This is a genomic window from Streptomyces sp. NPDC104226, from assembly GCF_055584085.1.
Genome location: NZ_JBVJMS010000015.1, coordinates 75205 through 95357 on the forward strand (window position 1 = coordinate 75205; position 20153 = coordinate 95357).

General features: G+C 71.6%; 15 protein-coding genes and 2 tRNA genes. 14 read left to right on the plus strand and 3 right to left on the minus strand.

The genetic code is table 11. The features are described 5' to 3' along the window. The first annotated feature begins 214 nt into the window (after positions 1–214). Positions 215–700 carry a ribose-5-phosphate isomerase gene (locus ACZ60J_RS35920; protein ID WP_254383081.1) on the plus strand — a complete coding sequence of 162 codons (486 nt, stop codon included), beginning with the start codon at positions 215–217 and terminating at the stop codon, positions 698–700. Positions 701–766: 66 nt separating this feature from the next. Next, positions 767–1573, plus strand: coding sequence for an Fpg/Nei family DNA glycosylase (locus tag ACZ60J_RS35925; protein ID WP_469688381.1), 807 nt, complete (start codon positions 767–769; stop codon positions 1571–1573). 73 nt (positions 1574–1646) lie between these two features. Here the strand turns inward: ACZ60J_RS35925 and ACZ60J_RS35930 are convergent, their stop codons facing one another. Then, positions 1647–2882, minus strand: coding sequence for a GNAT family N-acetyltransferase (locus ACZ60J_RS35930; protein ID WP_469688382.1), 1236 nt, complete (start codon positions 2880–2882; stop codon positions 1647–1649). A 117-nt stretch (positions 2883–2999) separates the two neighbouring features. Between ACZ60J_RS35930 and ACZ60J_RS35935 the strand changes: the two genes are divergently transcribed. The 6 genes from ACZ60J_RS35935 (at position 3000) to ACZ60J_RS35960 (ending at position 10969) form a co-directional block, all read left to right on the plus strand. Continuing rightward, complete coding sequence (locus tag ACZ60J_RS35935; protein ID WP_469688383.1) at positions 3000–4148, plus strand: SpoIIE family protein phosphatase; 1149 nt, start codon at positions 3000–3002, stop codon at positions 4146–4148. A 959-nt stretch (positions 4149–5107) separates the two neighbouring features. Further along, a complete protein-coding gene (locus ACZ60J_RS35940) occupies positions 5108–6001 on the plus strand; it encodes an ABC transporter ATP-binding protein (protein ID WP_469688384.1) in 894 nt (297 codons plus the stop codon). After that, positions 6001–8421 (plus strand): ABC transporter permease, encoded by a 2421-nt coding sequence (locus ACZ60J_RS35945; RefSeq protein ID WP_469688385.1) that lies wholly within the window; start codon positions 6001–6003, stop codon positions 8419–8421. Before ACZ60J_RS35940 ends, ACZ60J_RS35945 begins: the two co-directional genes overlap by 1 nt. A 355-nt stretch (positions 8422–8776) precedes the next feature. Further along, positions 8777–10192 carry a pyridoxal phosphate-dependent decarboxylase family protein gene (locus ACZ60J_RS35950; protein ID WP_469688386.1) on the plus strand — a complete coding sequence of 472 codons (1416 nt, stop codon included), beginning with the start codon at positions 8777–8779 and terminating at the stop codon, positions 10190–10192. After that, positions 10189–10644 (plus strand): HD domain-containing protein, encoded by a 456-nt coding sequence (locus tag ACZ60J_RS35955; protein WP_469688387.1) that lies wholly within the window; start codon positions 10189–10191, stop codon positions 10642–10644. Before ACZ60J_RS35950 ends, ACZ60J_RS35955 begins: the two co-directional genes overlap by 4 nt. 130 nt (positions 10645–10774) lie before the next feature. Further along, the gene (locus ACZ60J_RS35960) at positions 10775–10969 is read left to right on the plus strand and encodes a hypothetical protein (protein ID WP_250739483.1); all 195 of its coding nucleotides are present in this window, start codon (positions 10775–10777) and stop codon (positions 10967–10969) included. A 331-nt stretch (positions 10970–11300) separates the two neighbouring features. On the opposite strand, the gene ACZ60J_RS35965 is transcribed toward ACZ60J_RS35960, so the two are convergent. Continuing rightward, positions 11301–11371, minus strand: a tRNA-Gly gene (locus ACZ60J_RS35965). Between the two features lie 177 nt (positions 11372–11548). Between ACZ60J_RS35965 and ACZ60J_RS35970 the strand changes: the two genes are divergently transcribed. The 5 genes from ACZ60J_RS35970 to clpX all read left to right on the plus strand — a co-directional run bounded on the left by ACZ60J_RS35970 (position 11549) and on the right by clpX (position 16366). Then, a tRNA-Pro gene (locus ACZ60J_RS35970) sits at positions 11549–11625 on the plus strand. A 191-nt stretch (positions 11626–11816) separates the two neighbouring features. After that, positions 11817–13211, plus strand: a complete 1395-nt coding sequence (gene tig / locus ACZ60J_RS35975) for a trigger factor (RefSeq protein WP_469688388.1) — start codon at positions 11817–11819, stop codon at positions 13209–13211. Between the two features lie 331 nt (positions 13212–13542). Further along, the gene (locus tag ACZ60J_RS35980; protein WP_469688389.1) at positions 13543–14160 is read left to right on the plus strand and encodes an ATP-dependent Clp protease proteolytic subunit; all 618 of its coding nucleotides are present in this window, start codon (positions 13543–13545) and stop codon (positions 14158–14160) included. 115 nt (positions 14161–14275) lie between these two features. Next, complete coding sequence (locus tag ACZ60J_RS35985; RefSeq protein WP_469688390.1) at positions 14276–14926, plus strand: ATP-dependent Clp protease proteolytic subunit; 651 nt, start codon at positions 14276–14278, stop codon at positions 14924–14926. A gap of 153 nt (positions 14927–15079) precedes the next feature. Then, positions 15080–16366, plus strand: coding sequence for an ATP-dependent Clp protease ATP-binding subunit ClpX (clpX, locus tag ACZ60J_RS35990; protein WP_469688391.1), 1287 nt, complete (start codon positions 15080–15082; stop codon positions 16364–16366). Positions 16367–16444: 78 nt separating this feature from the next. Here clpX and ACZ60J_RS35995 read toward each other — a convergent pair whose 3' ends face one another. Then, on the minus strand, positions 16445–17395 hold the full coding sequence (locus ACZ60J_RS35995) for a hypothetical protein (RefSeq protein ID WP_469688392.1): 951 nt from the start codon (positions 17393–17395) through the stop codon (positions 16445–16447). 128 nt (positions 17396–17523) lie between these two features. Here ACZ60J_RS35995 and ACZ60J_RS36000 point away from each other — a divergent pair, with 128 nt between their 5' ends. Then, positions 17524–20145 carry a valine--tRNA ligase gene (locus tag ACZ60J_RS36000; RefSeq protein ID WP_469688393.1) on the plus strand — a complete coding sequence of 874 codons (2622 nt, stop codon included), beginning with the start codon at positions 17524–17526 and terminating at the stop codon, positions 20143–20145. The last annotated feature ends 8 nt before the right edge of the window (positions 20146–20153 follow it).

Consider the following 20153-nt stretch of genomic DNA (forward strand, 5'->3'; position numbering starts at 1 on the left):
ATCCTTAGGTTCTCGGGTGGCGAGCCCCGGCATTCAAACCCGAGATGAACGCAGGGCGGAAGACCCCCATCCGGATCGTTGCGTCAGGACGAACGTCCAGGACCTTGGTCCCGCGGTGTCCCATCTGCGTTCTTTGGGTTTACTTGAGCTTTAGAAGTGACTTACGCGACACCCCGCGGCGGGCCCCCGGCCCGGCTCGTGCCACACTCGGACCATGCGCGTGTACCTCGGATCCGACCATGCCGGCTTTGAGCTCAAGAACCACCTGGTGGACTGGCTCAAGAACAACGGCCACGAGCCCGTCGACTGCGGGCCCCACATCTACGACGCGGTGGACGACTACCCGCCGTTCTGCCTGCGCGCCGCGGAGAAGACCGCCGCGGACGCCGGCTCCCTCGGCATCGTGATCGGCGGCTCCGGCAACGGCGAGCAGATCGCCGCGAACAAGGTCAAGGGCATCCGCGCCATCCTCGCGTGGAGCGTCCAGACCGCCGAGCTCGGCCGTGAGCACAACAACGCCAACGTCATCTCCGTCGGCGGCCGGATGCACACCCAGGACGAGGTCGTCAGCTTCATCGACGCCTTCCTGAAGACCCCGTACTCCGACGAGGAGCGCCACACCCGCCGCATCGACATGCTCTCCGCCTACGAGGCCACCGGCGAGCTCCCCCCGATCCCGGCGCACCACCCGCAGGGCTGATCCCGCTTCCGGCCGCGGCGCCCTAGGGGCGGCGCGGCCGGTTTTTCTTTTTCGAGGAGTACCGCCGTGCCCGAGGGGCATACGATCCACCGCCTCGCCGAGGACCACACCGCGCGCTTCGCCGCCCGGCCGGTCCGGGTGAGCAGCCCGCAGGGCCGGTTCGCCGAGAGCGCGGCCCTGCTCGACGGCCGCGAGCTGGAATCCGCCGAGGCGCACGGAAAGCACCTGTTCCTCGAACTCGGCGATGCCTGGATCCACATCCACCTCGGCCTCTTCGGCAAGCTCGGCTTCGGCCCCGCCCCGGCCCCGCCCGCCGCCGAAACGGTCCGGCTCCGGCTGCTGAACGAGGACCACTACGCCGACCTGCGCGGCCCCACCGCGTGCGCGCTCATCGGCGAGGGCGAGAAGAAGGCGATACACGACCGGCTCGGCCCGGACCCGCTGCGCCCCGCCGACGACCCCGACCGCGCCTGGTCCCGGATCTCCCGCTCCCGCACCACCGTGGCCGCCCTGCTGATGGACCAGAAGGTCGTCTCGGGCGTCGGCAACGTCTACCGCGCCGAGGTCCTCTTCCGCCACGGCATCGACCCGTACCGGCTCGGCAAGGACCTGACCCGCGCCGAATGGGACGCGATCTGGGCCGACCTGGTCCTCCTCATGCGCGAGGGCGTGCGCAACAACCGCATCGACACCGTCCGCGACGAACACCTGCCCGAGGCCATGGGCCGCCCGCCGAGGGTGGACGACCACGGCGGCGAGGTGTACGTCTACAGGAGGGCGAACATGCCCTGCCACATCTGCGGGGGCGAGATCCGCACCGCCGGTCTCGCCGCCCGCAACCTCTTCTGGTGCCCGGGTTGCCAGGCCCGCTAGCCGGGCCCGGCCGGCCGGGTATCGCGCGTGCTCCGGCTGGCCAGGACCGCTGGGCCGTCCCTCCGGACCGGGCCTAGAAGCCGTGCGGCAGCCAGGGGGCCACGTCACCCGCGAAGGCGCGGGAGGCACGGGCCAGCGCACCCGGCCGCACCTCGCGCACCAGGCCCGCCGCGGCCAGCGAGTTCAGGCTCACCCCGCCCAGATAGGCCGCGCCCAGCTCCCGTACGGACAGCTCCAGGTCGGCCGGAGCCTCCGTCCGCGTACAGGCCGCCGCCCCGTCCGCACCGGCGGCCAGCCGCCACCGCCCCGCGTTCCACGGGCAGAACGCGTCCTCCACGTCCAGCACCACGTCCAGCGGAGCCCCGTAGGACCGCGCTGCCAGCGCCGCCGGCAGGTCCACGAGCCGTACGTGCATCGCGTCGCGCAGCCGCGCCTGACTCCGCCGGACATCGGTGACCAGGTGCAGCAGCGCATCGTCCGCCGGCCGCTTGACGGCCCGTACGGTCCAGGTCAGGTCGATGGAGAACACGTAGCGCCACAGCGCCGCGTACGCCACCGGGTCGAGCGCGTCGAGGTCCGCCACGTCCACCCGGCCGTCCGAGCCCGTCAGGTCCCACTCGGGCTTGACCCGGTAGCGGGCGTACCCGACCACCTCGCCGTCCGCCCGCTCCGCGACCACGCACTTCAGCGGCGACGCACCCTCCCGGTCCGCCTCCGGATCGAGCAGCGCCTGCAACTCCCAGCCCGGCTGCCGGGCCGGCATCCCGGGGCGGCCCGCGAGCAGCGCCGCGTAGACCCGCTCGCAGTCGGCCAGCGCCTTGCGCGGATCGACCAGCCGCAGCCGTACGTCGTCGGTCCCCGGCGGCACGGAGAGCCGTACGCGTGTCTTGTCGATCTCCACGGACATCGAGTACACGGCGGTGCCGTAGCCGAAGCGCCCGTAGATCGCCGGATCCGAGGCCGTCAGCACGGCGACCGGTTCACCACCCGCACGGACGTCGTCCAATTGGCGCCGCATCAGCGAGGTCAGCACGCCCCGCCTGCGGTGGGTGGGGGAGACGCCCACCATCGTGACCCCGGCCGCCGGGACGAGCGCCCCGCCCGGTACGGACAGCCGGAAGGAGAAGGCCCCCGCCGAGCCGACGCAGGTCCCGCCGTCCCACACGCCGAGGGAGCGCTCCGGCTCCGTCAGGGAGCGGTAGAGCTCCCGTTCCTCGGGGGATTCGGGCACTCCGCCGAACGCCAGCTCAAGCTGGTCGTACCAGACATCCCACTCATCCGACTGCAATACGCGCGTCTCAAGAGCCATACGGCCATCCCTATCAGGGCAATCCGTCCCCGGTCGATCTCTTTTCGGTTGCCGATGGGCCCATCTCAGGGGGTACCCCTGCGCGCACACAGCCAGGATGGATAGGGTCCCGAAGCAATGGCCGGAGCACACGTGGAGTCCCTCCTGGCCCGGTCCCGCATGATGTGGCACCGGGTGCGCACCGCGCTGCGCAAATCCGCCGTCGACTACTTCCGCGGCGACGCCTCCGACTGGCTCGCCTTCGGCGGCCTGCTCCTCACCATCCCGGCCATCGCCTGCGGCACGCTGATGCTGCCCGTGTGGTTCTCGCCCGCCGCACTCGTCCTGCCCATCGTCGCGGGCGGCCTGCTGCTGCGCCCCGCCAGCCTGCTCGCCCTGTACGCCGCCTCCGCGGGCGCGCTCATCGTCGAAGCCCTCGTCCTCGGCCCCTACACCCAGGGCCCGGCACGGGTCACCCCCGGCACCGTCCTAGTCGTCGCCGCCTGCGGGTTCTTCGGCCTCGTCATCGCCCAGTTCCGCAGCCGCGTCGGCGTGCCCTGGCGGCGCGGCGGCACCATGCTCTTCGACCTGCGCGAACGCATCCGGGTCCAGAGCAAACTGCCCGCCCTGCCGCGCGGCTGGCACCGGGAGATGGCCCTGCGCCCGGCCGGCGGCCAGTCCTTCTCCGGCGACTTCGTCGTCGCCGCCCGCACCAACGGCGGCCGCACCCTGGAGATCGTCCTCACCGACGTCTCCGGCAAGGGCATGGAAGCGGGCTCCCGCGCCCTCCTCCTCTCCGGCGCCTTCGGCGGCCTCCTGGGCGCGCTCCCCCCGCACGGCTTCCTACCGGCAGCCAACGGCTACCTCCTCCGCCAGGACTGGGACGAGGGCTTCGCCACCTCCATCCACCTCGTCCTGGACCTGGAGACCGGCGACTACGAACTCCTCTCCGCCGGCCACCTCCCCGCCCTCCAGCTCTCCGCCGGCACCGGCCGCTGGCAGGAGAAGACCGGCGAGGGACCCCTCCTCGGCGTCTACGACGGAGCCGAGTTCACCCCGGCCCGCGGCAACCTCCGCCCCGGCGACGTCCTGATGCTCTTCACCGACGGCCTCGTCGAAACGGCCGACCGCGACATCAGCGAGGGCATCGACCGCCTCACCGGCGAGGCCGACCGCTACGTCGGCACGGGCTGGGAGGGCGCGACGTGGCACCTGATCGAAAAGGTCGCCAAGGACGTCAACGACGACCGAGCCCTCCTCCTCATCCGCCGCGCCCCCTTTTCTTGACGCGCAGCACCCCTTCTTGACGCTCCGCTCGCACCGCTCGGCCCTGGCGGGCCTCCCGGGCTTCGCGTCGCTGCGCCGGACTCCGTCCGGCGGTGGTCGGTCGGGGTTGCTGCCCCTGCCGTCCGGCGCGGGTGCGGGTGGGCGGGTGCGGCTGGCTGGGCCCTGCGGGTCGAGGTCCCCTACCCACCCTTCGCCCGTTCCCCGGGGCTCCGCCCCGGACCCGTCGCCGTGCAGGGCGGCGCTCCCGGGCGTGCGGCGCCGTTGCCGGGGGCCGGCCCCCGGACCCCCGCTCCTCAAACGCCGGAGAGGCTGAGTTTCGCTCGGCAGGGCTGGGTTGCCCGTAGGGCAATTCCAGCCCCGCCGGCGTTTGAGGCGCGGGGTCTGGGGCGGAGCCCCAGGGGGCCCGGGCGCAGCCCGGGACCCCCACCCAGCCCCGCCGACGCTTGAGGCGCGGGTCCGGGCGGCACCCGGGGTTCCACCTAGCCCGGCCGGTGTTTGGGGCGCGGGTCCGGGCAGCGTCCGGGGATTCACCCAGCCCGGCCGGTGTTTGGGGCGAGGGTCCGGGCTGGTCCGGGGTCACCACTCAGCGCCGCCGGTGTTTGGAGCGCGGGTCCGGGCGGAGCCGGGGACCCCCTCCCAGCCCCGCCGGCGTTTGAGGCGCGGGTCCGGGCGGAGCCCGGGGAACGGGGGAAGGGCGGGTAGGGGACAGCTCCGCAGGGCACCACCCGAAGCCGGGGCCGGCTCTGTCATGCCTGCGTCGGCACCGGCCCGCGCCCGCGACCACGCCCGCGACCACGCCCACGCATGGGGCGGCCCCGCCCCGACGGCCGGGCCGATGGTCGGGTTACCCCCACCCCCGGTCCGCCAGCTCCCGTCATGGTCCCGGCCACCCCACGCTCCGTAGCGTCGGAGACACGATCACCACCGGGTGTTCGACTGGCACGGAAGGCGGCACGACCATGGGGTTCCGGCGCAGCAAGCGACAGGCCGAGCAGCAAACGCAGCAGGCCGTGCAGCCGGAGCACGCAGGCCACCCGGGTCACCCGGACGCGCCCCGCGCCGCCGCCCCCGCCGTCGAGCTGCGCTCGGTCCGCCGGCAGTACGGCCGCGGCACCTCCGCCGTCCACGCCCTCCGCGGCATCGACCTCACCCTCCCCCGCGGCAGCTTCACCGCGGTGATGGGCCCCTCCGGCTCCGGAAAGTCCACCTTCCTCCAGTGCGCCGCCGGGCTCGACCTCCCCACGGAGGGCTCCGTCCGCCTCGGCGGCACCGAGATCACCGGCATGAACGAGAACCAGCTCACCGAACTGCGCCGCAGCCGCCTCGGCTTCGTCTTCCAGGCGTTCAACCTCCTCCCCTCCCTCACCGTCGAGCAGAACGTCCTGCTCCCCATGCGGCTCGCCGGCAACGGCAACGGCAACGGCAACGGCACCCGCAGCCGCACCACCGCCCAGGCCCGCGCCGCCGACCTGCTCGCCCGGGTCGGCCTGGAAGGCAAGGGCGGCCGCCGCCCGGCCGAACTCTCCGGCGGCCAGCAGCAGCGCGTGGCCATCGCCCGCGCCCTGGTCACCCGCCCCGACGTGATCTTCGCCGACGAGCCCACCGGCGCCCTCGACACCACCACCGCCACCGAGGTCCTCGGCCTGCTCCGCGACGCCGTGGACACCCTCGGCGCGACCGTCGTCATGGTCACCCACGACCCGGCCGCCGCCGCCCACGCCGACCAGGTGCTCTTCCTCGCCGACGGCCTCATCGCCGACCGGCTCCCGCGCAGCCCGGCCGCCGCGATCGCCGCCCGCATGACCGCCCACGCGGAGCCCACCGCTCCCCGCTACGCCGGGGCGGCCGCCTGATGTCGCTCCGCCCCCGTTCCAACGGCCTGGCCCGCGCCGTGATCCGGTTCCGGCCCGCCGCCTTCGCCGGCACCTTCGTCGCGCTGTTCCTGGCCGTCGCCATCGTCTCCGCCTGCGGGATCCTGCTGGAGACCGGAGCCCGCGCGAGCACCCCGCCGACGCGGTACGCCGAAGCCCCCGTCGTCGTCGCCGCCGATCAGCAGGCCCGCCTGCGGATGGGCCGCGGCGACGGCGCCTACGAGGTCTCCGCGCCGCTCCCCGACCGGGCGCGGGTGGACGCCGCCCTGCTGGAGCGACTGGCTCCGCTGGGGCGTGCGGTGCCCGACGTGGTGTTCCCCGTACGGGACGCAGCGGGCCGCACGCTCGACGCCTCCGGCTGGGGCTCCACCGCCTTCAGTCCTACGGAGCTCCGCACGGGCCGCGCCCCGGCCGGCCCGGGCGAAGTCGTCCTCGGCGGCGCCGACGGCCCGGACCGGCTCACGCTCGACACCCCCGCCGGACCGCGGGAGTTCCGCGTCGTGGGCCGGGCGGACCGGCCCGGAGCCTGGTTCGCCGACACCGCGGCGCGCAGCCTGTCCGGACACCCCGACGCGCTCGACGCCATCGTGCTGTTCGGGGCAGACCCGGCGCGTGCCCGGGCCGCCGTCGACGGCCGCGCCCAGGTGCTGACCGGGGACGCCCGCGCCCTCGACGCGCGGCTCGCGGGAGCCCGGGAGGTGCTGACCGGCCTCGGCGGCTCCTTCGGCGGGATCGCCACGCTCGTCGCCGTCTTCACCGCCGCGGGCACCGTCGCCCTCTCCGTCGGGCAGCGCTCCCGCGAGTTCGCGCTGCTGCGCGCCGTCGGAGCCACCCCGCGCCAGATCCGCCGTACGGTCGCCACCGAAGCCCTGCTCGTCGCGCCGGTCGCGGGCGCGCTGGGCTGCGTACCCGGCATCGCCCTCGCGGCCTGGTGGTTCGGGCAGCTCAAGGCGAAGGGCGCCGTCCCGGCGGACGTCGCCCTCGCCGTCTCCTGGATCCCCCTGGTCAGCGCCACCGGCCTCGGCGTGATCGCCGCCCTGGTCGCCGGCTGGTCCGCATCCCGCCGCCCTGCCCGGATCCGCCCCGGCCTGGCCCTCGCCTCGGCCGCCGTGGAGCGGCTGCGACCCGGGTGGATCCGTACCCCGCTCGGCCTCGCCGCCCTGGCCGGCGGGACCGTCTGCGCGACCCTCGCCGCCACCAGCAGCGGCCCGGACGCCGCCAACGCCGCCCTCGGCGTCGTCATGCTCTTCATGCTCGCCGTCGCCCTGCTCGGCCCGCTGGTCGCCCGCGTCTGCGCCGCCCTCTTCGGCCTCCCGCTGCGTGCGGGCGGCGCGCCGGCCGGGCTGGCCGCCGCCAACTCCCGTACGAACGCCCGCCGGCTGGCCTCCGCCATCACCCCGATCGTGCTCGCCATGGCCTTCTCCTCCACCCTGGTCTTCCTCCACAGCAGCGAGGACCGGGCCGTACGGCAGCAGCAGGAGGCCGGACTGCTGGCCGACCACGTCGTACCCCTGGACGGCCCCGCCCCGCACGGCGGCACGGGCGGGACGGCCGTCGACGGGACGGCAGTCGACCGGGCGGTCGCGGCCGGGGCCGTCGCCCTCACCCGTACCTCCGTCCTCACCGTCGTCGGCTCCGGCGGCGACCGCTCCTTCCACACCGCCTCCGCACAGGGCGTCACCGGAGACCTCGCCAAGGTCCAGGACCTGGGCGTCCGTTCGGGGGACCTGTCCCGGCTGGCCCCCGGCACGGTCGCCGTCGACCGCACCCTGGCCGAGGCCACCCACACCGGGACCGGCGACCGGATCCCCTTGCGCCTGCCCGACGGGACCCCCGTCACCCCCGAGATCGTGGCCGTCTACAGCCGCGGCCTCGGCCTCGGCGAGGTCACCCTTCCGGCCGCCGACCTGGCCGGTCACACCACCACCGGCCGCCCCACGGAACTCCTGTTCCGCGGCCCGGTCCCGGACGGCATCGGCCCGGTACTGTCGGCCGCCGCCTGGACCTCCGAGCAGAGCGTGGACCGGCAGCTCAACGCCTGGGCCAACACCACGATGGCGGCGGTCCTCGGCGGCTTCGCGGCCGTCGCCGCCGCCAACACCCTGGTCATGACCGTCCTGGACCGCCGCCGCGAACTCCACATGCTCCGCCTGATCGGCTCCACCCGCCGCCAGGTCCTGCGGATGCTCTCCTGGGAGGCCCTCCTGGTCAGCGGCACGGGCATCACCCTGGGCTCGGCGATAGCCCTGGCCACGCTGACCCCCCTGACAAAGGCGACGACGGGCAGCCCCCCGCACATCCCGCCCCTGATCTACGCCTCCTTCGCAGCGGCCGCCACCCTCCTCACCCTGGCCGCCACCACCCTCCCAGCCCACCACACCCTCCGCCGCCCCCAACCCTGATACGCCCCCGACGCCGGCCAAACTCAGCCCCTCCGGCGTTTGACGAGCGGGGTCTGGGGCGGAGCCCCAGGAAACGGCGGAAGGGCGGGTAGGGGACAGCCCCGCAGGGCTGCCCCCGCCCGTGCCGCCTGCAGGGCTGGCCCTGCTCTCACCGTCTGCAGGGCTGGCCCTGCACCCGCCGTCTGCAGGGCTGGCCCTGCACCCGCCGCCTGCAGGGCCGCCCCCGCCCCCGGCAGGGGCCGGCAGGCCCCCGCAAGGCCACCCCCCACCCGCGCAGCGACCCCGCGCCGGCCGACCAGCCACCCCCTCCCGATTGGCCGGTCCGCCGGACCCCGGATCCCCCTACCGTGCCCCCATGGACCGAACCCTCGCCGCCGACCTGGCCCGCCTCCCCGAGCTTCTCGAAGCCACCCGCGCCACCGCCGCCGCAACCCTCGCAGCACTGGACGCGCGCCCCGTCGTACCCGAAGCGGCAGCGCCACCGGCACCGGCGGCGCCACCGTCAGCACCCCCACCGCTCCCTGAGCAGGGCTCCGGCACGGAGTCCGCCCTGGCGGCCTTCGCGGAGCGCTGGGCCCCGCGGCTGTCGGCCTCCGCCGGCCCCCGCTACCTCGGCTTCGTCACCGGCGGCGCCACCCCCGCCGCCCTCGCGGGCGACTGGCTCACGGCGGCCCACGACCAGAACTCCAACTCCGCCCTGGACGGCGGCGGCCAAGCCCTGGAACGCGAGACAGTCACCTGGCTCCGTGACCTCTTCCACCTCTCCGCCGCCCACACCGGCACCTTCGTCAGCGGCGCGACGATGTCCAACACCACCGGCCTGGCCATCGCCCGCGAATGGCTCGGCGAACGCCTCGGCGTCTCCCCGGCCGAGGACGGCGCGGCCGCGCTCGGCCCGGTCCGCGTGCTGTCCGGCGCCCCGCACTCCTCCATCGCCAAGGCCCTTTCCGTCCTCGGGCTCGGCCGCTCCGCCCTGGTCCCCGTACCGACCCTGCCCGGCCGGGAGGCCGTCGACCCGGCCGCCCTGGACCGGGCCCTCGCCGACACGCCCGACCACCGCCCCGTCGTGGTCGTCGCCAACGCCGGCACCGTCAACACCGTGGACTTCGACGACCTCCGGGCCATCGCCGCCCTCCGCGAACGCCACGACTTCTGGCTGCACACGGACGCCGCCTTCGGCGCGTTCGCCGCCCTCTCCCCGGCCCACGCCCACCTCACCGCCGGCCTCGACGCCTCCGACTCCATCTGCGTCGACCTGCACAAATGGCTCAACGTCCCCTACGACAGCGCCGTCCAGTTCACCCGCCGCCGCGACCTGCAGGCCCGCGTCTTCCAGAACGCCGCCGCCTACCTCGGCCCCCTCGGCGAGGACCCCGACCTCGTCCACCTCACCCCGGAGAACTCCCACCGGCTGCGGGCCCTCGCCGCCTGGTTCACCCTCCACGCCTACGGCCGCGAGGGTCACCGCGAGATCGTGGAACGGGACATCGCCTGCGCCCGCTCCCTCGGCGAATTCCTCACCCAGGACCCGTACTTCACGGTCCTGGCCCCCGTCCGCCTGAACGTCGTCTGCTTCACCCTCGCCGACACCCCCACCCCGACCCGCCTGACGGCCCTGCGCGAAGCGGCCGGACCCGAGGTGTTCGTCACCCCCACGACGTACGGGGGAACCCCCGCCCTGCGCGCGGCGTTCTCCAACTGGCGCACCACACAGGCAGACGTACGCCGGGCCGCGCAGGCCCTCCACACGGCGGCGAAGGAGCTCGGATGACGAACGGCCCGCTCACCCTCATCGAGGTGGAATCCCTCGCCCGTGCCGCGCACGAGGGCCAGACCGACAAGTCCGGCCGCCCGTACGCCGAACACCTCGCCGCCGTGGCCGAGGGCGTCCGCGCCCGCGGCGGCACCGCCGAACAGCAGGCGGCGGCCTGGCTCCACGACGCGATCGAGGACGAGGCCCTCACCCCGGCCTGGCTGGAATCGGCCGAACTCCCGCAGTCCGTGAAGGACATGGTCCTGGCCGTCACCAAACGCCCCGGCGAACCGCTCGAGGCGTACACGGCCCGCATCCTCGCCACCCCAGGAGCCCTCCTGATCAAGGAAGCCGACCTGGCCCACAACACGGACCCCGCCCGCCTCGCGGACCTGGACGCCCCCACGCGCGACAGACTGTCCGAGAAATACGCCTATGTCCGCTCCCTCCTGGGCCTCACCGCCCCCTGACGCAAAACCACCACCGTCTCTTCGTCACGAGGCGGATAGCCGGGGCGCGTTGGTGGGAGGATGGACCATGTGGGGGTGCGCACGGCCGCACCCCGGGCCGACCAGGGGACGACCGAAGGTGTGATCAGAAGTGGCCATTTCGCTATCAGTGGTAGTCCTGTTGGCGATCATCCTCGTGGTGCTCGTCCGCGGAGGCCACCTCAAGGCCGGCCCCGCCATCGTGGCGGTCCTCTTCGGCTTCTTCCTCGCGTCGAGCTCCATCGCCCCGGACGTCAACCGCTTCCTGAACTCCCTCGCGGACACCATCGCAGGCATCAAACTCTGACCACCAACCGCCGGCCCACAGCCACTCACTGACGGCCACAGGCACCCCGCCGCACTGGCCGCATTCGCGACCTCGCAGCGCCGGAACCCCAACCCGACGACCTCCGGGCCGCCAAGCGCTCCCACGGGAGGCACCGGGTTCGGACGCCGCCGCCGCAGCTACGGCAACCGCTGCGTCGGCGCTGCTCGCGTCTGGCTCCTGCCTTCCTGCCACTTCACCGTCTCGCGGCCGTAGCGCGCAGCGCAGGGGGCACGCGGGCTGATCGCGAGTCCGGGAACGACGAAGGGCCAGGTCGAGGAGACATCCTCTGACCTGGCCCTTTGCGTCTCTGAGCGGGTGACGGGAATCGAACCCGCGTAGCTAGTTTGGAAGACTAGTGCTCTACCATTGAGCTACACCCGCAGCACGTGCAACGCAGGTCCGGGGACCGCGGCACGGACAGCATCCTAGCGGGTTCCGGGAGGGGATCGCACACCGCATTTCGCGCCCGCGTGTGGCCGCGGTCGCGTCCGGCGGGTCCATCGTCGAAACTCCGCACGGCGGAGGGTCTTCGGGCATGTACCCTACGTGTCGCACCGACGGGGTGTGGCGCAGCTTGGTAGCGCGTCCGCTTTGGGAGCGGAAGGTCGTCGGTTCGAATCCGGCCACCCCGACCAGCAGGAGTAGCAGCGGTCCTCGGTCCTTGCGAGGCCGCGTCGATGATCGCGTTGTGGGCTGATTGCCGCTTGCGGCTACTATGCAAGCTGCGTGCCCGTGTGTCTGATGTACCGGGCCCGATCCGCTGAGAACCGCGCGACCGCGGCGATGAGCAGAGACCCCCAGCAGTCAGCCACAAGGAGACCGAACCGTGAAGAGCGCCGTGGAGACCCTGAACCCGACTCGGGTTCGGCTCACTGTTGAGGTGCCCTTCGAGGAGCTCAAGGACAGCCTCGACGCGGCCTACAAGAAGATCAACCAGCAGGTCACGGTGAAGGGCTTCCGCAAGGGCAAGATCCCGGCCCGCGTCATCGACCAGCGCTTCGGCCGCGGTGCGGTGCTGGAGGAGGCCGTCAACGACGCCCTCCCGAAGTTCTACACCGAGGCCGTCAACGAGGCCGACCTGAACCCGCTGGGCCAGCCCGAGGTCGACATCACGGAGCTGAAGGACGGCGAGCTGCTGTCCTTCACCGCCGAGGTCGACATCCGTCCCGCGATCGAGATCCCGGACTACTCCGGCATCGAGGTCACCGTGGACGCCGTCGAGGTCTCGGACGAGGACGTCGAGAAGTCGGTCGAGCAGCTGCGCGGCCGCTTCGCGTCCACCAAGGACGTCGAGCGCGCGGCTGAGGACGGCGACGTCGTCACCATCGACCTCGAGGCCAAGGTCGACGGCGAGGTGCTGGAGGACGGTGTCGCCCAGGACGTCTCCTACACCATCGGCTCGGGCGAGCTCCTCGAAGGCATCGACGAGGCCGTCAAGGGCCTGGAGGCCGGTGGCGAGGCCACCTTCACCTCCCAGCTGAAGGGCGGCTCCGCCGAGGGCAAGGACGCCGAGGTCACCGTCAAGGTCACCAAGGTCCAGGCCCGTGAGCTGCCGGAGCTGGACGACGAGTTCGCCGGCATGGCGAGCGAGTTCGACACCCTCGACGAGCTGAAGGCCGACAGCCGCAAGCGCCTCGAGAACATGAAGCAGTACGACCAGGCCACGCAGGCCCAGGAGCGCGTCCTGGAGAAGCTGCTGGAGCTCGTCGAGGTCCCGATCCCCGAGAAGCTCCTCGCGGACGAGGTCCAGACCCGCAAGCACAACCTCGAGCACCACCAGCTCGGCCAGATGGGCCTCACCATCGAGAAGTACCTGGAGATCCAGGGCAAGACGGTCGAGGAGTTCGACGCCGAGACCGCCGAGCAGGCGATCAAGGGCATCAAGACCCAGTTCGTCCTCGACGAGCTGGTCAACAAGGAGAAGCTGAACGTGAACCAGGAGGAGCTCACCGAGCACCTCATGCGTCGCGCCGCCTCCTCCGGCATGTCCCCCGACCAGTTCGCCCAGGCCGTCGTCGAGGGTGGCCAGGTTCCGATGCTCGTCGGCGAGGTCGCCCGCGGCAAGGCCCTCGCGGCCGTCGTCGAGGCCGCCAAGGTCACCGACACCAACGGTGAGGTCGTCGACCTCTCCGACGACGAGGACGAGCTCGAGCAGGCCGCCGAGACCGTCGAGAACGTGGTCGAGGCCGACGGCGACATCGCCGCCGACGAGGCCAAGTAACACCCGGGGTCACCCCCGCTGAGCAGTACCCGAGCACGGCCCGGAGGGCCCGTACGCCATCGCGTCCGGGCCCTTCGGCCTTCCCGGGGGCGTGCCTCCGGACCCCCGCCCGACCCCCTTCCCGGGACCCTCCGTGAGGGGGCTCTGACCTTGCGCTCCGAGCGAACAGTTCGGGAAGCGGGATGGCGTTGTCCCAGCTGCGCGTTAGGGTCCATGAATACGAGGGCACGGGAGTACCCGACGCCGGCGGACATCGTCCGCACGGCAGGTCCGCGCCCCAGAACGAGACGCTGAGACGGCACATGGCCGTCGGAGACGAGCAGGTGGATACGTGACGAATCTGAAGCCTTACGCCGCGGGTGAGCCGTCCATCGGTGGCGGCCTCGGCGACCATGTCTACAACCGGCTGCTCGGCGAGCGCATCATCTTCCTCGGCCAGCAGGTCGACGACGACATCGCCAACAAGATCACCGCGCAGCTCCTGCTCCTGGCCGCCGAGCCGGAGAAGGACATCTACCTGTACATCAACAGCCCCGGTGGTTCGGTGACGGCGGGCATGGCGGTCTACGACACCATGCAGTACATCCCGAACGACGTGATCACCATCGGTATGGGCATGGCGGCCTCCATGGGCCAGTTCCTGCTCACCGGCGGTACCCCGGGCAAGCGCTTCGCGCTCCCGAACACCGACATCCTGATGCACCAGGGCTCCGCCGGCATCGGCGGCACCGCCTCGGACATCAAGATCCAGGCCCAGTACCTGCTGCGCACGAAGCAGCGCATGGCTGAGATCACCGCGCACCACTCCGGCCAGACCGTGGAGACGATCATCCGCGACGGCGACCGCGACCGCTGGTACACGGCGGAAGAGGCCAAGGAATACGGCCTCATCGACGAGATCATCTCCGCCGCGTCGCTGGTCCCGGGCGGCGGCGGCACCGGGGCCTGATCCCGGCCCCGGCCCGGCGTACGGGGATCCCCCACGGGGACCCGTACGCCCGCCCCGCACCAGGCAAAGCCTCAGCCCGCAGAACGCCACCAGGACGGTGAACACTCAGATGCACATGAACAACCTTTCTCCCGCGAGCGGCCTCTACACCGGCGCGCCGGTGGACAACCGCTACGTCGTGCCGCGCTTCGTGGAGCGCACCTCGCAGGGCGTCCGCGAGTACGACCCGTACGCGAAGCTCTTCGAGGAGCGCATCATCTTCCTCGGCGTGCAGATCGACGACGCCTCCGCCAACGACGTCATGGCGCAGCTCCTGTGCCTGGAGTCGATGGACCCGGACCGCGACATCTACCTGTACATCAACAGCCCCGGCGGCTCCTTCACCGCGCTGACGGCGATCTACGACACGATGCAGTTCGTGAAGCCGGACATCTCGACGGTCTGCATGGGCCAGGCGGCCTCCGCCGCCGCGGTCCTGCTCGCCGCCGGTGCGCCCGGCAAGCGCATGGCGCTGCCGAACGCCCGCGTCCTGATCCACCAGCCCTCGGGCGGTACCGGCCGCGAGCAGCTCTCCGACCTGGAGATCGCGGCCAACGAGATCCTGCGCATGCGCGACCAGCTGGAGACCATGCTGGCCAAGCACTCGTCGACGCCGCTGGAGAAGATCCGCGACGACATCGAGCGCGACAAGATCCTGACGGCCGAGGACGCGCTGGCGTACGGCCTGATCGACCAGGTCGTGGCGACCCGTAAGACTTCGAACTGATCCTTGCCGCCAGTTGGCGCGGGCACATCGCCGGATTCGGCGATGTGAACCACGTCAAGGGGGCCCCGCACGGGGCCCCCGGCAAGGTACCGTCGGATATGAGGCACCAGGAGCGCTGAACCAGGCGTCTCCCAGGCGAAGGGGAAGCACCTCGTGGCACGCATCGGTGACGGCGGCGACCTGCTCAAGTGCTCGTTCTGCGGAAAGAGCCAGAAGCAGGTGAAGAAGCTCATCGCGGGACCCGGTGTGTACATCTGCGACGAGTGCATCGACCTCTGCAACGAGATCATCGAAGAGGAGCTCGCGGAGACGAGCGAGGTGCGGTGGGAGGAACTCCCCAAGCCCCGCGAGATCTACGAGTTCCTGGAGAGCTACGTCGTCGGCCAGGAGCCGGCGAAGAAGGCGCTCTCCGTAGCGGTGTACAACCACTACAAGCGCGTCCAGGCCGGCGAGAACGGCGGCGCGACGGGCCGGGACGACGCGATCGAGCTCGCGAAGTCCAACATCCTCCTGCTCGGCCCCACGGGCTCGGGCAAGACGCTGCTGGCCCAGACGCTCGCCCGGATGCTCAACGTCCCGTTCGCCATCGCGGACGCGACGGCGCTCACGGAGGCCGGGTACGTCGGCGAGGACGTCGAGAACATCCTGCTCAAGCTGATCCAGGCGGCCGACTACGACGTCAAGAAGGCCGAAACCGGAATCATCTACATCGACGAGATCGACAAGGTCGCCCGCAAGAGCGAGAACCCGTCGATCACGCGCGACGTGAGCGGCGAGGGCGTGCAGCAGGCCCTCCTGAAGATCCTGGAAGGCACCACCGCTTCCGTGCCGCCGCAGGGCGGCCGCAAGCACCCGCACCAGGAGTTCATCCAGATCGACACGACGAACGTGCTGTTCATCGTGGGCGGTGCCTTCTCCGGCCTGGAGCGGATCATCGAGTCCCGCGCCGGCGCCAAGGGCATCGGCTTCGGGGCGACGATCCGCTCGAAGCGCGAGATCGAGGCGAGCAACCAGTTCCAGGAGGTCATGCCGGAGGACCTGGTGAAGTTCGGGATGATCCCCGAGTTCATCGGCCGTCTGCCCGTCATCACCTCGGTGCACAACCTGGACCGCGAGGCCCTGCTCCAGATCCTCATCGAGCCGCGGAACGCCCTGGTCAAGCAGTACCAGCGGCTGTTCGAACTCGACGGCGTCGAGCTGGACTTCGAGCGCGAAGCCCTCGAGGCCATCGCCGACCAGGCGATCCTCCGCCAGACCGGCGCGCGCGGCCTGCGCGCCATCATGGAAGAGGTCCTGATGTCGGTGATGTACGAGGTCCCGTCCCGCAAGGACGTGGCCCGTGTGGTCATCACCGCGGACGTGGTCCGCTCCAACGTCAACCCGACGCTGGTCCCGCGGATCGTCCCGAAGGACCAGGGCCCGCACGAGAAGTCGGCGTAGCCGCAGACCAGTTGCGCGTACGCAGAAGGGGCGCCCCCGATCGGGGGCGCCCCTTCTGCGTGGACCGCTCGTCGTCCGCTACTTCTTGACGCGCGCGGTGTTGTAGAGCTTCGCTGCGAGCTCCGCGGTCTGGTCCAGGGTGTAGCCCGGCTTCCCGGCCAGGATCGACGCCACGTCGGTGGCACCGACCATGCTCAGGGTGCTGTAGTCACCCCACACGCAGATCGGAATGGTGAAATCCTTCGGGCCCTTCTCCGTGGTGCTCGTGGAGATGAGCTTCATCTCCTGGCACTTCATCACCGCGCCCTTGAAGCCCGCCGGGGTCTTGGCCTCGGGGCTTCCGATCAACTCCACCTTCGTGGAACCGTCCTTGGCCGCGTTGAGCTTGGCCATGGCGAAGTACGCGTCCACGGACTTCTCCGGGTCGGCGACGTCGCCGTACAGCCCGGAGAAGTTGAGGCCCTTGGCGGTCAGCGGGTTCTTCGGGTCACCGGCCTGGTAGTTCATGCCCACCTGGGTGGGGTTCTTGATGCCGACCCCTTCGGCTTCCTTCTTGTCCTTGTCGCTGAAGGCGGGGTCCTTGTACTTCGGGTCCTTCTTGAAGTCGTCCACCGCCGCCGGAGCCACCAGCTTGTAGCCCTTGGTGTCGGCGGAGATCGAGGCCGAGGCGCCGCCGCCCTGCGTGAAGTACCAGCCGGCGCCGCCGATCACGGCCACCGCCAGGACCACCGCGATGATCACGCCGGCCTTCGACTTCTTCGGGGCCTCCGGCTGGTAGCCGCCGCCGTACGGGGGCTGCTGCTGCGGGTAGCCGCCGCCGTACGGGGCCTGCTGCTGGGGGAAGCCGGGCTGCTGCTGCGGGTAGCCCTGCTGCGGGACGCCCTGGGGGGCCTGCTGCGGGTACCCGTATCCGGGCTGCTGTCCGTAGGGCCCGGGCTGCTGGCCGCCGTACGGTCCCGGCTGCTGTCCGTAGGGCCCCGGCTGCTGCGGCTGCTGGCCTCCGTACGGCCCCGGCTGGTTGTAGCTCATCCCGCGTCCCCCCATGAGGTTGCTTTATACGTCCCACACATCCTGTCGGAAGCCGGGGCGGCGAAAAGCCCCGGGCGCCCGGAAACCCGGTTTCATGACCGGACCGTTACGGCCCTAAACTGTGGCTCGTGACCGAGAACACGCAGACACCCAGCAGCCCCTACTCCGAACTGCCGACTTCGTACGCGCCGGCCGATGTAGAGGGGAAGCTCTACGAGCGCTGGGTAGAGCGTGGGTACTTCGAGGCGGACGAGAAGAGCGACAAGCCCCCCTTCGCCATCGTCATCCCGCCGCCGAACGTCACCGGAAGCCTCCACCTGGGGCACGCCTTCGAGCACACGCTGATCGACGCCATCACCCGCCGCAAGCGCATGCAGGGCTACGAGACCCTGTGGCAGCCCGGCATGGACCACGCCGGTATCGCCACCCAGAACGTCGTCGAGCGCGAGCTCGCCAAGGAGGGCAAGTCCCGCCACGACCTGGGCCGCGAGGCCTTCGTCGAGCGCGTCTGGCAGTGGAAGGGCGAGTCCGGCGGCCAGATCTCCGGCCAGATGCGCCGCCTCGGCGACGGCGTCGACTGGTCGCGCGAGCGCTTCACCATGGACGAGGGCCTCTCCGAGGCCGTCCAGACCATCTTCAAGAAGCTCTACGACGACGAGCTGATCTACCGCGCCGAGCGCATCATCAACTGGTGCCCCCGCTGCCTCACCGCGATCTCCGACATCGAGGTCGAGTACCAGGACGACGAGGGCGAGCTCGTCTCGATCCGCTACGGGGAGGGTGACGCCTCCATCGTCGTCGCCACCACCCGCGCGGAGACGATGCTCGGCGACACCGCCGTCGCCGTCCACCCCGACGACGAGCGCTACAAGCACCTGGTCGGCACCGAGATCGAGCTGCCGCTCACCGGCCGCCGCATCCCGGTCGTCGCCGACGGCCACGTCGACCCCGAGTTCGGCACCGGCGCCGTCAAGGTGACGCCGGCGCACGACCCGAACGACTTCGAGATCGGTCAGCGCCACGGCCTGCCCAACCTCGCCGTCATGGACGAGCACGCCGTCATCACCGTCCACGGCCCCTTCCAGGGCCTGGACCGGCTGGAGGCCCGTTCCGCCATCGTCGCCGCGCTGCGCGCCGAGGGCCGGATCGTCGCCGAGAAGCGTCCGTACACGCACTCCGTCGGCCACTGCTCGCGCTGCAAGACCACCATCGAGCCGCGCCTGTCGCTCCAGTGGTGGGTCAAGGTCGGCCCGCTCGCCAAGGCCGCCGGTGACGCGGTCCGCGACGGCCAGGTCAAGATCCACCCGCAGGAGATGGAGAAGCGCTACTTCGACTGGGTCGACAACCTCCACGACTGGTGCATCTCGCGCCAGCTGTGGTGGGGCCACCGCATCCCCGTCTGGTACGGCCCGAACGGCGAGATCGTCTGCGTCGGCCCCGACGAGCAGCCGCCGAGCGGCGAGGGCTGGACCCAGGACACGGACGTCCTGGACACCTGGTTCTCCTCCGGCCTGTGGCCGTTCTCCACGCTCGGCTGGCCGCAGCAGACCGACAGCCTGGCGAAGTTCTACCCGAACTCCGTCCTGGTCACCGGCTACGACATCCTCTTCTTCTGGGTCGCCCGGATGATGATGTTCGGCCTGTACGCGATGGACGGCACCCCGCCGTTCCACACCATCGCCCTGCACGGCATGGTCCGCGACGAGCGCGGCAAGAAGATGTCGAAGTCCTTCGGCAACGCGGTCAACCCGCTCGACTGGATGGACAAGTACGGCTCCGACGCGGTCCGCTTCACCCTGGCGCGCGGCGCCAACCCGGGTGTCGACGTCCCGATCGGCGAGGACTGGGTCCAGGCCTCCAGCAAGTTCGCCAACAAGATCTGGAACGCCACCCGCTTCGCGATGATGAACGGCGCCACGATCGAGGGCGACCTGCCGTCGGTCGAGGAGATGTCGGCGACCGACCGCTGGATCCTGTCCCGGCTGAACGAGACGGTCGCGCAGGCCGACGCCTTCTACGAGGACTACCAGTTCTCGAAGCTCAGCGAGGCGCTCTACCACTTCGCGTGGGACGAGGTCTTCGACTGGTACGTCGAGCTGTCGAAGACGACCTTCTTCGCGGGCGGCGAGCCGGCCAAGGCCTCCGCCCGGGTCCTCGGCGAGGTCCTCGACGTCATGCTGCGCCTGCTGCACCCGGTGGTCCCCTTCGTCACCGAGACCCTGTGGACCACCCTGACCGGCGGTGAGTCCCTCGTGATCGCCGAATGGCCCAAGGACAGCGGCTTCCGCGACGCGGCCGCCGAGGCCGAGATCGAGGGCATCCAGACCCTGGTCCGCGAGGTCCGCCGGTTCCGCAAGGAGCAGGGCCTCGACGACAAGCAGAAGGTCCCGGCCCGCCTGGACCTGTCCGCCACCGCGCTGGCCGCCCACGAGGCGGCCATCCGCCAGGTGCTGCGCCTCCAGCCGGAGGGCGACGCCTTCAGCGCCACCGCGACCCTGCCGGTCGGCGGCGCCACCGTCGCGCTCGACCTGTCGGGCACCATCGACGTGGAGGCCGAGCGCAAGCGGCTGAGCAAGGACCTGGCCGCCGCCGAGAAGGAGAAGCAGCAGGCCGAGGCGAAGCTCGGGAACGAGGCGTTCATCGCCAAGGCCCCCGACAACGTCGTGGACAAGATCAAGGGCCGGCTGGCCAAGGCCGAGGCGGACATCGCCCGCCTCACCGACCAGCTGGCCGGGCTGCCCCAGGGCTAGGCCCGCAG